This is a genomic window from Kingella negevensis, assembly GCF_030177895.1.
Lineage (GTDB): Bacteria > Pseudomonadota > Gammaproteobacteria > Burkholderiales > Neisseriaceae > Kingella_C > Kingella_C negevensis.
On the sequence record NZ_CP123448.1, the window covers coordinates 646467 to 661803 of the forward strand.

Annotated in this window: 14 protein-coding genes, 1 tRNA gene and 1 pseudogene; 4 read left to right on the top strand and 12 right to left on the bottom strand. The window is 47.5% G+C overall.

Translation table 11 applies throughout. The features are described 5' to 3' along the window. The first annotated feature begins 19 nt into the window (after nt 1-19). A complete protein-coding gene (locus QEO93_RS03500; protein WP_032136752.1) occupies nt 20-1198 on the top strand; it encodes a phosphoglycerate kinase in 1179 nt (392 codons plus the stop codon). Between the two features lie 103 nt (nt 1199-1301). Here QEO93_RS03500 and QEO93_RS03505 read toward each other — a convergent pair whose 3' ends face one another. Continuing rightward, a complete protein-coding gene (locus QEO93_RS03505) occupies nt 1302-2180 on the bottom strand; it encodes an NAD(P)H-hydrate dehydratase (protein ID WP_032136751.1) in 879 nt (292 codons plus the stop codon). Between the two features lie 262 nt (nt 2181-2442). Between QEO93_RS03505 and QEO93_RS03510 the strand changes: the two genes are divergently transcribed. After that, nucleotides 2443-3240, top strand: coding sequence for a 1-acylglycerol-3-phosphate O-acyltransferase (locus QEO93_RS03510; protein WP_032136750.1), 798 nt, complete (start codon nt 2443-2445; stop codon nt 3238-3240). Between the two features lie 97 nt (nt 3241-3337). Here the strand turns inward: QEO93_RS03510 and glnD are convergent, their stop codons facing one another. From glnD to QEO93_RS03525, 3 genes are read right to left on the bottom strand one after another with little or no spacing between them, the layout of a single operon-like run. After that, entirely contained in the window at nt 3338-5818 is a 2481-nt protein-coding gene (gene glnD / locus QEO93_RS03515) for a [protein-PII] uridylyltransferase (RefSeq protein WP_081906866.1), read from the bottom strand. A 24-nt stretch (nt 5819-5842) separates the two neighbouring features. Continuing rightward, nucleotides 5843-6460 carry a GDSL-type esterase/lipase family protein gene (locus tag QEO93_RS03520; RefSeq protein ID WP_032136749.1) on the bottom strand — a complete coding sequence of 206 codons (618 nt, stop codon included), beginning with the start codon at nt 6458-6460 and terminating at the stop codon, nt 5843-5845. Between the two features lie 55 nt (nt 6461-6515). Continuing rightward, the gene (locus QEO93_RS03525; RefSeq protein WP_032136748.1) at nt 6516-7289 is read right to left on the bottom strand and encodes an exodeoxyribonuclease III; all 774 of its coding nucleotides are present in this window, start codon (nt 7287-7289) and stop codon (nt 6516-6518) included. Nucleotides 7290-7749: 460 nt separating this feature from the next. Here QEO93_RS03525 and QEO93_RS03530 point away from each other — a divergent pair. Continuing rightward, a pseudogene (locus tag QEO93_RS03530) lies at nt 7750-8375 on the top strand (IS630 transposase-related protein); the annotation flags it as partial. Between the two features lie 169 nt (nt 8376-8544). Here the strand turns inward: QEO93_RS03530 and QEO93_RS03535 are convergent. From QEO93_RS03535 to QEO93_RS03570, 8 genes are all read right to left on the bottom strand, one after another. Beyond that, entirely contained in the window at nt 8545-9288 is a 744-nt protein-coding gene (locus tag QEO93_RS03535; protein WP_032136746.1) for a UDP-2,3-diacylglucosamine diphosphatase, read from the bottom strand. Between the two features lie 125 nt (nt 9289-9413). Continuing rightward, complete coding sequence (locus QEO93_RS03540; RefSeq protein WP_032136745.1) at nt 9414-10169, bottom strand: XAC2610-related protein; 756 nt, start codon at nt 10167-10169, stop codon at nt 9414-9416. Nucleotides 10170-10186: 17 nt separating this feature from the next. Then, complete coding sequence (locus tag QEO93_RS03545) at nt 10187-10318, bottom strand: Fic family protein (RefSeq protein ID WP_245832170.1); 132 nt, start codon at nt 10316-10318, stop codon at nt 10187-10189. Nucleotides 10319-10335: 17 nt separating this feature from the next. Next, nucleotides 10336-10899: a virulence RhuM family protein gene (locus QEO93_RS03550; protein ID WP_052368675.1), complete on the bottom strand. Its 564-nt coding sequence runs from the start codon at nt 10897-10899 to the stop codon at nt 10336-10338. A gap of 42 nt (nt 10900-10941) precedes the next feature. Next, on the bottom strand, nt 10942-11388 hold the full coding sequence (locus QEO93_RS03555; protein WP_032136744.1) for a hypothetical protein: 447 nt from the start codon (nt 11386-11388) through the stop codon (nt 10942-10944). A gap of 13 nt (nt 11389-11401) precedes the next feature. Beyond that, on the bottom strand, nt 11402-12883 hold the full coding sequence (locus tag QEO93_RS03560; RefSeq protein ID WP_052368674.1) for a tetratricopeptide repeat protein: 1482 nt from the start codon (nt 12881-12883) through the stop codon (nt 11402-11404). 53 nt (nt 12884-12936) lie between these two features. After that, nucleotides 12937-14121 carry an MFS transporter gene (locus tag QEO93_RS03565; protein ID WP_085815723.1) on the bottom strand — a complete coding sequence of 395 codons (1185 nt, stop codon included), beginning with the start codon at nt 14119-14121 and terminating at the stop codon, nt 12937-12939. 75 nt (nt 14122-14196) lie between these two features. Further along, nucleotides 14197-15030 carry a c-type cytochrome gene (locus tag QEO93_RS03570; protein ID WP_032136743.1) on the bottom strand — a complete coding sequence of 278 codons (834 nt, stop codon included), beginning with the start codon at nt 15028-15030 and terminating at the stop codon, nt 14197-14199. A gap of 218 nt (nt 15031-15248) precedes the next feature. On the opposite strand from QEO93_RS03570, the gene QEO93_RS03575 reads away from it, so the two are divergent. Continuing rightward, nucleotides 15249-15324 (top strand) — tRNA-Arg (locus QEO93_RS03575). Nucleotides 15325-15337: the final 13 nt, after the last annotated feature.

Here is a 15337-nt window from a genome sequence, read left to right on the forward strand (position 1 = left end):
CTATTTAAAGGACTTAAACATGAGCTTTTTGAAATTAACCGAACAAAACGTAAACGGCAAAACCGTGTTAATCCGTGCCGATTTGAACGTACCCTTCAAAGACGGCAAAATCTCTGACGACACTCGCATTCATGCGTCTTTGGCTTCAATCCAACACTGCTTGGACAACGGCGCAGGCGTGATTGTGATGAGCCACTTGGGTCGCCCAACTGAAGGCGAATTCAAACCTGAAGACGACGTTGCACCTGTGGCAGCGCATTTGGGCAAATTGCTAGGCAAAGACGTAAAAGTGTTGAACGATTGGCAAGAAAACAAACCAACTGTGAAAGCTGGCGAAGTGTTCATGCTGCAAAACGTGCGTATCAACAAAGGCGAAAAGAAAAACAATCCTGAATTGGGTCAAGCCTATGCATCTTTGTGTGATGTGTTTGTAAATGACGCGTTTGGTACAGCTCACCGCGCTGAGGCTTCTACTGAAGCGGTGGCGGCTGCTGCGCCTGTGTCTTGCGCGGGTATTTTGATGGCGGCTGAATTGGACGCTTTGAGCAAGGCGTTGAAAGAGCCTGCTCGTCCGATGGTAGCGATTGTGGCTGGCAGCAAGGTTTCTACTAAATTGACGATTTTGGAAAGTTTGGCGGATAAAGTGGACGTGTTGATTGTCGGTGGCGGCATTGCGAATACTTGCTTGTTGGCGCAAGGCAAAGAGTTGGGCAAATCGTTGGTGGAAAAAGATTTGGTAAACGAAGCCAAAGCCATTATGGAAAAAATGGAAAAACGCGGCAATCCAATTCCATTGCCTGTGGACAGCATTGTGGCGACTGAATTTTCTGAAACGGCAACGCCAATCGCGCGTAACGTGGACGAAATCAAACCCGAAGAAGAAATTTTGGACATCGGCGAACAATCTCGCGCTCGTTTGGCGGAGATTTTGAAAAACGCTGGCACAATCGTGTGGAACGGCCCTGTGGGCGTGTTTGAATTTGACAATTTCGCGGGCGGTACAAAAGCGGTGGCAGAAGCGATTGCAGCAAGCAACGCGTTCTCTATCGCTGGCGGTGGCGACACGTTGGCCTCTATTTCCAAATTTGGCGTTACCGACAAAATCAGCTACATTTCAACGGGCGGTGGCGCGTTCTTGGAATTTTTGGAAGGCAAAGAATTGCCTGCTGTTGCGGCATTGGAAAAATTCGCTAAATAATTTGGTGTAAAGAATAAAACGCAGCCTGAACATGTTTTCAGGCTGCGTTTTGTTGTTGTGAAAGATAAAAGCAGCCTGAAATGTTCAGGCTGCTTTTCTCAAATTACATTCCCGCCACTAATCGGTTACGTAACCAACGAATCGCGTCATTCAATTCATTTGCCAACAAACCGATTGGACCCACTTGCGCAGCCACCAAAATTTCAGCCGCCGCACCATGCAACCAAACGGCTGCTGGAATCGCTTTTTCAGCTTCAATACCTTGCGCCAAGAAACTTGCAATTACGCCAGCCAACACGTCGCCGCTACCCGCTGTTGCCAAACCTGCATTGCCGCTGGTGTTTTCATGCATAAAACCGCGCGCTGATGAAATCACGGTGTTATGACCTTTCAATACCACCCAGCAGCGATAACGTACGGCAATTTCACGCGCCGCCCAAGCGCGGTTGCTTTGCACTTGGTTCACGCTGATATTCAGCAAATGAGCAGCCTCGCCTGGGTGTGGTGTCAAAACCAAGTCAGCGCGCTTGGTGTGTGGGAAAAATTGTGGGTACTCTATCAATAAATGCAGCGCATCTGCGTCTAACACTAATTGCGGGTGTGTGCTGTTCCACAAGGCGTGTAATGCGCGGGCGGCTAATTCGGTTTGACCCAAGCCGCAGCCAATCGCCCAAGTGGTGATGTCGGTACGTTTTACGGCGTGTGCAGCAATGTCCAAAATCAATTCGGGGCGAGTGGGATAAACTGCCATTGGCAAATGCGCTTGATTGAATGCGACGATGCTTTTACCGCAGCCTGAAAACAATGCGGCTGTGCCTGCTAATAAGGCTGCACCTGCCATGCCTTCTGAACCACCTAATACGCCAACCGTGCCAAATGTGCCTTTATGGCAATCATCTGGGCGCGCTTGTAGCAAGAAAGGGAAATTTGCTTTTGCATAGGCAACATAGTCGGCAACTCGTGGCGGAACGGTGTTAAACATAAAAACCTCAATCAGAAAAGTATAGTTAATGCACTTATCTTTTAATACTGCGTTGCCAACGCCCTTATGTACTAGATGTACACGGCGGTCGTTGTCGCCTTGTCTTAAAAAATAATTACATCAACTATGTAATTAAAATAATTTTACGATTTTACCACAAAATTTGGGCTTTTCGTTAAGCGTGTTTTACATGAATAGGCTTGTCAGTATGGGGGTTTTTCTGCATCATGCCCATTTTTGTGATTGTTTAGGAATGGGAGCTATGAGAGTAAAAAACAGTATTTTGACGCGATTGGCGCGCATTTTTCATTTGTTGGGTTGGTTGTATCAAACGGGTAAACGCTTGCGCAGTTTGGATAACGCGACGCAAGAGCAGCGTGAACATGCGTTGAGTGAAATGGGTGCGGATTGTTTGAAAGTGTTGAATGTGCGTGTGGACGTGAACCGTTCGCAGCCTGAAAATACGCAGCAGCGTGGTTTGTTGGTGGTAGCGAATCATGTTTCTTGGCTGGATATTTTTGTGATTTCCATGCTGTATCCGTCTAGTTTTATTGCGATGAAAGAAATTCGCACGTGGCCTGTGATTGGGCGCATGGTGAGCAACGCAGGCGCGGTGTATATTGACCGCAGTTCACGCAAGGATATTGATGTGATTAACGCGTCTATTTCGCAAGTGTTGGAGCAAAATGGCAATGTGTGCTTTTTCCCTGAGGCGCGGACGACTTTGGGTAATGGTATTTTGCCGTTGAAAGCGGCTTTGTTTCAGGCTGCGTTAAATAGCAATGCGCCTGTGCAGCCGTTGGCGTTGCGTTATTATGATGAAGACGTGCGCACGTCTGCGGTGTCGTTTGCTGGCGTGAATTTGATTCGCTCGCTGTGGCAGATTGTGTCTATTCCGCATATTAAAATTAAGGTGGATATTGGGGCGCATATTTTGCCAGCCAGTTTGCCTGAACCTGACCGCTTTTTGATGAAAGATAAAGTGCAGGAATATTTGTCGCCGATTGTGTTGTCGGATAGTCCAGCGCCTGAGTTGATTTTGCCTGAGAATGCAGCCTGAAAAATGGCGTGAATGGTTTTGTTGGGCATAAATGCGCCGACCTATAAAACGCAGCCTGAAAATGATCTTTTCGTTTTCAGGCTGCTTGTTTGTATATCTACCCAATCGCGGCAAGCAAATCCTGTTTCACAGCCAATTCTTTGGTGGTTTGGCTCAACTCTGAGCTTTGCACCAAAAAGCTGTCTTCCGCGCGTTCATCTAGCGTGGCGATTTTGGCGTAGTGCAGCGAAATGTGGTGTTTGGCGAACACTTCGGTTAAATCGGCAAGCAAATAGGGGCGGTTGGCGGCGACAATATCAATCGTGTAGCGCGTGAGCTGTTCATCGTCTTGCTGAATGTGGACGCGTGGGGCGATGGGCAACAGTCGGGCGCGGCGGCTGGGTTTGGCTGGTGTGGGGGCGAACTGGGGGATATTGCCGTTCACAAATTCGTTCAGTTCGTGTTGCAGTTGGGCTTGTATGCGTTGGCATTCGGCTGGGTCGCTGTTTTCAGGCTGCGTGACGATGAAGTTGTCTAATATGAAATCGTGCGCAGTTACAAATGCGCGTGCGGCAACAATGTTGAGCCGATGGCGCGAGAATAGTCGGCACAATCGGGTAAACAGGCGGTCGCGGTTGGGCATGTAAACGGTAATGCGCCAGTTTTGGCTGCTGTCTTCTGTGGGGACGATGCTGGCGATGGGGCGTTCTGGGTCGGCAGCGATTTGGGGGAGTTGTTGGGCGATGGTGCTGGGGTTGTGCCGTGAAAAGTAGGCTGCGCCAAGTGCGTTGCTGAGACGGCGTATGGCTTTGGGGTCGTATCCTTGTTGGGTTAAGGTTTCTTGGGCTTGGCGATAGCGTGCGGTAATGTCGTTTTGGGGTTGGCAGCCTGAAAGTTGTGCGCTGGCAACCTGAAATAGGGTTTCAAGCAGTTGGGCTTTCCATGAGTTCCAGATTTTGGGGTTCGTACCGCGCATATCGGCAACGGTGAGCAAGTACAGCGCGGTGAGTTGCTCTTGGGTTTGGACTTTGCGGCTGAATCGTTCTATCACTTCGGGGTCGTTGATGTCTTCTTTTTGGGCGGTTTGGGACATGAGTAGGTGTTCGCTGACGAGCCATGTGAGTAGCTGGGTTTCGTTTTCAGGCAGCAAGTGGTCTTGGGCGAATTGTTGTGCATCTGCTATGCCGAGTTTGGCGTGGTCGCCGTTGCGTCCTTTGGCGATGTCGTGGAACAGGGCAGCGAGATAGAGGACGTGTGGCTTGGGAAAGTTGTGCATGAGTGTGGACAGGGCTGGCTGTTCGTGGCTGTGTTGTTCCATGGCTAGGCGGCGTAGGTTGCTCAGTACCATGAGGATGTGGTCGTCCACAGGATAGATGTGGAAAAGGTCGTGTTGCAGTAAGCCGACAATTTTGTGCCAGTTGGGTAGATAGCGTGCGAGTACGCCGTAAAGGTTGAGAAAGCGTAGGGTGTGTGTAAGTCCGTGTCCTGTGTGAAAAAAGCTGATGAATTGGGCGCGGTTGTGTGGATTTTGGTAGAAACTTTGGTCGATGTTTTGCGAGGCTGCCCACCATGCGCGTAGGGTTTTTGGGGCAATGCCGTTGATGTCGCTGCGGCTTTGGCAGATGTTGATGATTTGGAAAATGTGTTCAGGCTGCGTTTGGAATAGGCGTAGATCGTGGGCGGCGATTTTGTTGCCGATTTGGAAATAGTGTTCGTTGATGTTGTGGACGATTCGGGGATAGGTGGAGTAAACACGTTCTTTGAGCATGGGTATGAGTATGCTGTTGAGTTGCATGATGGTTTTGACAGTGCGATAGAAGCGGTGCATGAGTTGCTCGGTGCTGCTGTGTTGGGCAAGCGTGGCTTGGTGGTCGAAAATCAGGCGGTCTTCTTCGCGCCCTGCGGCTAGGTGTAAATCGATGCGGAGCTGGGCGAGATGTTGGTGACTTTGGCGCATGAGTTTGGCTTCGGTGGGCGTGATGATGCGTTTGCGCAAGGCGATTTGGGGCGTGAGATTTTGGACGTGTGCGAGCCAGATAATGGTATGGATGTCGCGCAGGCTGCCAATACCGTTTTTGATGTTGGGTTCGAGTGTGAGGGCTGGTTGTTTGGCGTGGCGTGTTTGCATTTCTTGGATTTTGCTGTCGATGAATGAAACGGTGTCGCGTTGCAGCCTGAATGTGTTGAGTGCGTGTTCGGCAAATGTGGCATCGCCTGCTAGAAATCGGGCTTCTAGCAGGGCGGTATTGACGCTTAGGTCTTCGTTTGCAGCCTGTATAAATTGTTTCAGGCTGCCTGATTGTAGGGCTGGGGTGAGTTGGTTGTCCCACAAGGTTTGGACGAATTGAGCGATTTGTTCTTGCTGGGTTTCGCTGAGTTCGTTGGGGGTAATCAGGGCTAGGTCAATATCGGAATGAGGGTAGAGTTCGCCTCGCCCGTAGCCGCCCATGGCGAGTAAACACCAGTCGCAGCCTGAAAACTGGGTTTGCCATTGTTGAATTAAAAATTGGTCTAGGATTTGGGTGTGTTGTTTGAAGAATTGGTAAGGGTTGCGGTGGGTTTGGTAGGCGGCGATGATGGCTTGTTTCTGGGTGTTCATGGTGTTTTCAGGCTGCGTTTGGGATTATAGAAAACCTTGTTGTTTCAAAAAATCTGCCAATTCTTCGGCAAATTGGCGATAACCGTCTGCGTTGGCGTGAACCATGTCAGACTTGAGGGATTTGTCGCCCAAAATATCCGCCCATGCGTCTTTTAACAAGGGGATACGGTATTGCGTGGCGATTTCATCATACAGCGGATGCTCGCTCACATTGCCGAGCAGTGCGCCTGTCGTGAAGTATGGAATCCTGACCAAAACCACAGGAATGTTGGCGTTTTGGATAATGTCTAAAATTTTGGCAATGTTTACGCGTGTGGTGCTTTCGGGGATTTTCTGTAAAAAGTCGTTACCGCCGATGCTCACAATCACTAGCTTGGGTTCTTGGGACATCAAGCCGCTCAAGCGTCCCAAGGCTTGTTCGCTGGTGTCGCCTGACACGCCGCCGTTGATGATTTTCCAGCCTGTGATTTCGGCAAGTTGTGTAGGGTAGTCTGTGCCTTTGGGTGCGCCGTAGCCTTCGGTGAGCGAGTCGCCCAAGCATAAAACGGTGCTGCCTTTGGCTAATTTGCTGTATTTTTTGCCGTTGCGACAAGCCGCGGCGAGTAGGACGGTGGATAGAATTAGGAATTGTCTGCGGTTCATTTTGGGTTTCCTTGTTTTCAGGCTGCATTTAGTTATATAAACGCAGCCTGAAAAATTAAATTTCGTAATCGTAATCCACCACTAACGGCGCGTGGTCTGAAAATTTCACTTCTTTGTAAACGTGCGCTTCTTTTGCTTTCGCTGCCAATTCAGGCGACACCATCTGATAGTCAATCCGCCAACCCACATCTTTCGCATACGCCTGACCGCGATTGCTCCACCAAGTATAACCCGCCACATCGGGATACAATTTGCGCCACATATCCGTCCAGCCCAATTTCGCAATCACATTGCCAATCCACTCGCGTTCTTCAGGCAGGAAACCCGAATTTTTCAGATTACCTTTCCAGTTTTTGATGTCAATATTTTGATGCGCGATATTCCAATCGCCACACACCACCACATCGCGCCCCTCTTGAAGCAAGTCTGCCAAAATCGGATAAAACGCATCTAAAAACTGATATTTATACGCCTGACGCTCTTCCGCGCTCGTACCGCTTGGCAGATACAACGAAATCACGCTCAACCGCCCAAAATCCGCGCGAACAAATCGCCCTTCATTATCAAACAATTCAATGCCTAAGCCATATTGCACGCGGTCGGGCGTGCGTTTGCTGTAAATCGCCACGCCGCTGTAACCGCGTTTTTGGGCGCAATGCCACACACCGTGCATACCGTGCGGTTTTTGCATTTCTGCTGATAAGTCTGCTTCTTGCGCTTTCAATTCTTGCACACAGACAATATCCGCGCCCGATTGCGCGATGTATTCCAAAAAACCTTTTTTGTAGGCAGAACGAATGCCGTTCACGTTTGCCGAGATAATTCGCATTTTGTTTACTCTGTTTTGTTAAAATGGTGGTATTGTAAAGGGTTTCAGGCTGCCTGAAAAATATGGGGTAATTGATTTGGTTAATTTTCAGGCTGCCTGAAAATATAGTGAATTAAAATAAAAATGAGACAAGGCGACAACGTCCGCCGTGTGCGAATAGCACATAAGGACGTTGGCAACGCTGTATCATTGTGATTTTAATTCACTATAATATTGGGAGTGTAATTTAGAAATGAAATACCACTAAAAAAGGGGATATTTTAGAAAATCATTTGTTCAATATTCTCTCTAAACAAATTGAAGAAGATAGGTTTCAATACTATAAAAAAAGAAAATTTAAAAATTTATAAGAAAAAGCGATATTACTCGGCGAAACGAGAAGAAGATATTATTTTTGACGTCGTATAGTAAATTCAAAATAAAATAGTGCAATTCTAATTTTATCTTTAAGGTGCATAAAATGGCATATTCAATTGATTTACGAGAAAAAGCATTAACTTGTTACAAGCAATGTAACAATGCAAGTAAAGTTGCCAAAACCTATGGTATCTCAAGAAATACGCTTTACCTTTGGATTAAATTAGAAGAACAAACAGGTAGCCTGAAACATCAAGTCAAAGGGCAAAATGCCACTAAATTGGATACGCAAGCACTCAAACAATATATTGAACAAAATCCTGATGCTTATCTCTATGAAATGGCTGAAATGTTTAGTTGCTCCACATCAACAATTTTTTATGCGCTCAAAAAATTAGGTATCACGCGTAAAAAAAGACCACCACTTACAAAGAACAAAACCCAGAAAAAGTAGCTCATTATTTAGCTCAGTTAGCCCAATTTTCGGACTACCCGCTTGTTTATTTAGATGAAACAGGATTGGATACCTATTTCTTTCGTCCGTATGCTCGTAGTCCGAAAGGGGAAATTGTTAAAACCAAGATAAGCGGTAGAAAATACCAACGCTTATCATGAGTTGCAGCGCAAATTGGGCAAAATTTAATTGTGCCAATGATTTATCAAAATACAATAACCAGCGATTCTTTTGAAGCATGGTTTCAAACGATGCTATTGCCTAATTTACCTGAATCACCCGAAACATTCGTTATTCTTGCGCTGTAAATCGGCAAAATGGGCAAATGTGATACGCTAATCCAACACGTTGAAACATACGAACCATCAGATTCCTAATCACATTCACCAGAAAAAGTTAGCCCCGTGCCATTGATAGAACGAAGCGTTTTAATATTGTTTAAATTCATTGAAAAGTTCTTTCTTCAGGCAGCCTGAAAAACTGCACGCCCTGTTCATCTAAAGCTAAATATCCCCCTGCCCCGTTATGCCAATCTTGTATTACATACCGCTCAACCGTCTGCTGCCCGAAAGTGTGTTCATGCTTGGCTGGACGATGTGTATGCCCGTGAATCACAATTTGCGTGTCAGGAAAACGGTTTAACGCAGCCTGAACGCCCTGTTCAGTCACGTCTGAAATAGCATAGGCTTGCGCGTTTTGCTTTTTGCGCTGACTGGCGGCGCGTAGATTTTCGGCGATTTGCTTGCGTTTGCGATACGGCAGCGCGAGTAGTATTTTTTGTACGATTTTGCAGCGCATGATTTTGCGATAACGCAGATAGGACGTGTCTTCAGTACACATTTCATCGCCGTGCGTGAGCAATAGGGTTTTGCCGTGCGCGTGGATTATGTGGTTTTCAGGCAGCAACGTGAGATTGGCTTTGTCGGCGTATGATTTGCCGAGCAGAAAATCGCGGTTGCCTGCAATGAAGTAAACAGGGGCGTGTTGGGCAAATTGTTTGATTGCTTGCGCGACTTCAGCGGCGGTTACGCTGTCGTCATCATCGCCTGTCCATGCATCAAATAGGTCGCCCAAAATGTATAACGCGTCTGCGCTTTGGGCGTGGTTACGGAGAAATTGGGTAAACAGGACGTTTAGGTCGGGGGTGTAGTCGGATAGGTGTAGGTCGGCGATGAATAGGGTTTGCATGGAATTTCAGGCTGCGTTTGTTAAACGGTTGTAGGTCGGTTTTCCGAGCCGACATTTTTCAGGCTGCGTGAATTTGCGGTGTTGGCTTGGAAAGCCAACCTACAACTTTAATCGCAGCCTGAAAGTTAGTTGATGGCGGTGCAACAGGGAATTTCGTACCATTTACTGTTTCTGCGTTCTAGTAGGGTGTTACCAAATTTTAAAATGTATTTGTGCGGATAACGCTGTGGCACTTCGGCATATTGGCTCAGTTCGCTGTCAAACTGGAATTTTTTAGTTTTGGAGTTGTATAGCCAGTATTGGTGGCTGGTGTCGCTGCTGTCTAGGCGTAGGTCAAAATAGCCGTCAAAATTGTAATCGGCATAAGTAGCTTCGTTGTCGTTGGTGACAAAGCCACTAAGGGTTTGCACCACTTTGTTGTTTTGCAGCACTTGCACTTGGGTAACTTGGCGGCTGGGCGTGCCGTAAAATTTGAATTGGAACGCTGGGCGGTTGGCTACAGGTAGGTATGGCTCAAATGTGATGGCTTGTTGTTTGTCAGGGGTGGTCATCACGCCGTCAATGCGGTTGCTTTGCAGATTGAGCGTACCGTTGTATAAAAATTCAGGCTGCGTGCTGTTTTCGGCGTTGGCGGTGGATTGTAGGTTGAGTGTGTAGCCTTTTTGTGTGCCTGTGAAGTGGAGTTGGTGATTGTTGGCACGGTTAAACATGCTGCCGTTGATTTGCCATGTACCTGTGCGGACAAGGAAGAGGTATTGTCCGTCTTTGCTGACTAAATCGCGCTCTACGGTTACACCTTTGGTGAGTTGGATTCGGGTGAGCGCGGTGTCTTCGGCTTGAGCGAAGGTGCTGATGAGTAGTAAAGCTAGAATGCGTTTCATGGTGTTGTTCCTTGTTTTCAGGCTGCTTTGGGTTGTTGTTGCGCGTTGAATAATCGCCCATTGCGGTGCAGAAAGTCTACAAATAGAAGTGCGCCACTGCGTTTATTGCCGTCTGAGAATGGGTGGTTTTTCACGACAAAATACAGCAAAATGCACAGCTTTGCTTTCAATGCTGGGGTAAGCAGGTTCTCCAAATACGGTTTGTTCTAAATTGCCTAATAGCGCAGACAAACCGTCGCCACGTTCTTGGGCAAATAATACGGTTGTTTCGTTTCGTGCGATAAGCTGTTGTTTTAAATTGGTTAATATGGTATGCGCTTCGTTTAATGAACGCCAATGCTTGCGATAATTCGGTGGCATTTTGTTGCAAACGTGATTGATTGAGCGCATAGCCTTTAACGAGATAGTCTTTTAGGCGAGCGGTTACCCAACGTCTGAACGCGACACCTTGTGGCGATTTAATGCGATAGCCTACAGAAATAATGGTTTCCAAATCGTAAAAGGTAACAGGACGGTCGGCAGAAGCAATATGCATTTTTTGCATATTGCTTTTTTCGCTGATTTCGCCCTCTTCTACTGCGTTGTTAATATGGCACGAAATCACGGATTGATTACGCCCAAATAGTTGCACCATTTGCGCTTGAGATAACCACACAGTTTCCTGCTCAAAACGCACTTCTACTTGTGTTTCGCCGTTTTCCGTTTGGTAAATTTCAATCGGATTGTTCATTCTTTCCTTTCTGTTTTTTCAGGCTGCCTGAAAATTTCAAAACTACCATTTCCAATGATACCGCTTTTTGCGTTTTTCATGCGCAAGACGATTGGCGCGAAATCCTGTTCTACCTTCTGCTTGTCCATACAAGAAGAAATGTATCAGAAACCCTATGAAACCCATGCCAAATAATGCGAAAAATAGCCCACCCAGTATATCCCCTTTTTGCCACGTTTTATAAACGAGATAAAGTGTCCAGCCTGAAAACAATAAGATAACCATGCCACTCAATAATCGCGAAATCCATTTAAACGATGTTGCCAAAAAAGTTTCCAAACGGCTGGCGTGTGGGCGTTTTTCAACAATGCCAAAATAGGCAAAAATGGCGAAGAAAGTGCAAGAGATTAGCAAACACAACCAGCCGCCTAATGTCGTAAAACCGTTGTCTAAATAAATCAAAACCGCGAGAAAAAGAATAGAAAACGTGGCTAAAATTCTATCACTCATTTGAATGCCTCTTTCACGCAGCCTGAAAATACCCTTGCAATTCCTTCAAAATCTGCGCCACCACATCACCCCAAGAGAGGTTTTCAGGCTGCCTGAATAAGGTCATGCTGGGATACCATGGCGTGTCACGGCGGTCTAGCAGCCAGCGATAATCGGGATTGTGGCTAATCAGCGTCCAAGTGGGTTTGCCGATGGCGGCGGCTAGGTGGGCGACTGATGTGTCCACGCTAATCACTAAATCCATTTGCTCAGCAAGGGCGGCGGTGTCGGAGAAATCTTGGATTTCGTGCGCCCATGTGTGCAAGTTGGGATATTGCTGAATTTGGGCAAGGTCTTCGGGGCTGATGTCTTTTTGCAGGCAGTGAAACTCGGCGGGAAATTGCAACAAAGGGGCAATGGTGTTCAGTGTAATACTGCGACTGAGGTTGCGGTGGTGTTTGGGCGAACCTGCCCACACAATGCCGATGCGCGGTTGCGTTTTTTCAGGCTGCATTTTGGTTGTCCATTTTTGTTGATACGCTGGACTGGTCTGCAAATAGCCATGTCCTGTTACAGGCTGACTGCTGATTTTGTGGCGCAACAGGTGGGGCATACTCATCATAGTGGCGTAATAACTGAAGCCTTGCGGTTGCTCGCCGTTGAGTGAAATGGTGGGAATGCCAAATTTTTTCAGGCTGCCTGAAATTAGGTCTTCCAGTTGTGGTTGGTTTAACACGGTTACGTTGTAGCCGAGTTGTTTGGCAGCGATGGCGTAGCGGACGAATTGGATATTGTCACCAAAGCCTTGTTCCGCGCAGACGAGCAAGGGGGCGTTGCCAATATCTTCACCTTGCCAAATGGGGGTGTCCCAGTTGGGGCGTTGGGCGGCGGCGTGTTTGGCTTGCCAACGGTGTTCAAATAATGCCCAGCCTTCTTCGTATTCGCCTAGACGTAACTTGTTGATGCCGAGATTGAGCGAGGCTTTGGCGATTTGAATGGGGTCTTTGTTGAGCTGCAAATTGCGTTGTAAATCTTGCTGGGCGAGTTCGTGTAAACCCATGTCGCCGAGCAAAATGGCGCGGTTGGCGAGTGCGCCTAAATCGTTGGGATATTGGCGCAGAAAACGGTCGTAGTCTTGCAGGATTGCCCATTGTTGTTCAGGCTGCAAGGCGAGTTGTTGGCGTGTGCACAGTATGGCGGTTTGATAACTGGGGCGTTTGTCTAATGCGTAGGCGTGCTGAAAATGGGCAAGTGCTTGCTCGTATCGCCCAACCTGTGAATCGGCGCAACCTATGGCGAAATAGGCATAGGCGTGATTGGGATTGTGGGCGAGCATTTCTCGCGCGGTGTCGTGAACGGCTTGGGGGTTGAGTGTGTAGTAATACGAGTCTATCAGCAGTTCTTGCGTGATGACATCGTTTGGGTGGTCTTTCAGGTTTTGTTTGCCTAATTCAATGGCTTGGGCAAACTGCTGATTGGCAAAGGCTTGTTTGGCTTGGTCGATGAGTGTTGTCATAATTTTCAGGCTGCTTTTTTCAGGCTGCTTTTTATATCGCAGCCTGAAAATGTTTAGTGTTTTAAAGTTTGTTGTAAAGTGCTGGGGGCGCTGGCAAACCATGCCAACACGGTTTCAATAAACATCAAGGCAGTCAGCAAGCTGAGCGAAACTTGCCATGAATGAAACCAATCGTGCAGCAATCCCATGCCGAGCGGACCCATTATGGCGATGAGGTAGCCGACGGTTTGCGCCATACCTGAAAGTGCGGCAGCTTCGTGTGCGCTTTCGGTTCTCAAGGCAAACAGCATCATCACAATGGAAAACACGGCAGAGCTACCTGCGCCAACGAGTGAAATCCATACACCAGCTTGGGAAACGGGCAATAGCCACAATCCTGTCATGCCCGCCAACATCAGTCCAGCCATGCTGGTTGTCCAAATTTGCTTGTGGCTGCTGCCTGAAAATTTGAGCGATACGAGTAGCACGCCAAATAATGATGCAGCCTGAAAAAGTGAGGTGTAACTGCCTGCTTGCATAGGGGTCATCCCTTTTTCAATCAGCACGGACGGTAAAAAGTTAATCACAGAATAAAACAGCGATGACTGTACGCCCATCAGCACGCTAATCACCCATGCGGCTGGCACGCGCCAAACATTCAGGCTACCTGAAGCGTGTTGGACGGGATTGAGTGGGGCGGGGGTGGCTTGTTTTGCCCAAATCAGCCAAATCACAAAAGCGGCAATGGCGGGCAACACCCACACGCCAAGCGACCAACGCCAGTTAAACCAGTTGGCTAAAGGCACGGCAATCACGCTGGCAAGCGCAGAGGAAATGGCAACGGTAATCGACATCGTGTAAATCACTAAGCCAACGCGCGTGGGCAAATTGTGCTTCGCCAAGGCAGGCAACAGCACGTTGCTCATGGAAATGGCGGCGGAAATCACAGCCGTCCCCAAAAACAAAAAACCGACAGACGGTATGGCGACACGCACAATCAAGCCGATAATGAGCAGCAAAATAGCGGAAATCAGCACACGTTCCATGCCAAATTTGCGCGCGAAGCCTGCGGCAAATGGGGAGAAAATGGCAAACAGCAGCAAAGGCAGCGCAGCGACTAAGCCTGTGGTGGCGCCCGAAATCTGCAAGTCTTGCTGGATATGGCTCACAACAGGACCCAACGCAACTAAGGGGGTGCGCTGTACTGAAGCCATCATCACAACGGCGAGAATGAGTAAAAAGGTGCTGGAATGTTTCATTGTGATTCTTTCAGGCTGCAAATGAAAAGCCGCATCTGGAAAACCAAATGCGGCATCGTTAGGCAATATTTTAAATTAACCGCCTGATTGTTTTACCATATATTGAACGGTGGCTTTGATGTCGTCATCAGACAAAGCTGCATTGCCACCTTTCGCTGGCATGGCGTTGAAGCCTTCAATAGCGTGTTTTACCAAAGTCGCTTCGCCTTGTTTAATGCGTGGCGCCCATTCATCGTTATGCGTTACGCGTGGGATATTGGGAATAGCTGTATCTGCACCGTGGCAGAATCTGCAGGTTTGTTCAAATACTTCTTTACCACGTGCGTTGTTATCAGCAGTGGCTGCTGGTTTGTCTTCTGCTTTTGCAGCGGCTGGCGCGCTAGAAGTTTTTGCACTTACTGCAGCCGCAGCACCACCTACAGGCGGCTCAGTGAAGTTGGCGCCTGATTGGTTCGCCATATAAGCCACCGCACGCGCTACTTCATCATCTGTTAAACGGGTATCGCCACCTTTTGCTGGCATATTGCCGCCATCAGGTCCTTTAAAACCGTTTACCGCATGTTGAACCAATGTTTCAAAACCTTGAGCAATACGGGCAGTCCATTGGTCGTTATGTGTTACCTTAGGAGCGAAAGCCGTTGCACTGTCTGCCGCATGGCATTGAATACATACTTTATCAAATACTTGTTTGCCTGTTCGCTGGCCTGGCTCAGTTCCATCACCCACCACAACCTGCCCCGTTGGCATGATGCGCGTTTGCGTTGCGCTTTCAGTTGTTTCAGCCACTTCACTGTAGTAACCGCTACCCGCCAGTTTGGTCAGCAAAAATAATACGGAAATCAAAATAATGATACCGCCTAACAAGTTAAATAATGCTGAGCCGTGCATTTGATTTTTAGAGAATTTCATTTTGAATTATGCTCGCTATTTTGGAGATTGTGATAAGGTTCGATTTTTTATGTTAAGTTAGATTAACATTGATTTAATTTTTGTGATTATACTGAATTTTAGAATAGGTTTCCAAGAGCAATTATCACTTTCCCAGAAAAATTTATATTGCTGTTTAATTATATTGCAAAATTTTTGCCAAAAGTCTTATTTTGAGATATTCTCTCGCCCTTCTATCCGTACCCGTAGCTCAGTTGGAAGAGCGTCAGTTTCCGAAGCTGAAGGTCGCTGGTTCGAACCCAGTCGGGTGCGCCAATACATTTAATAA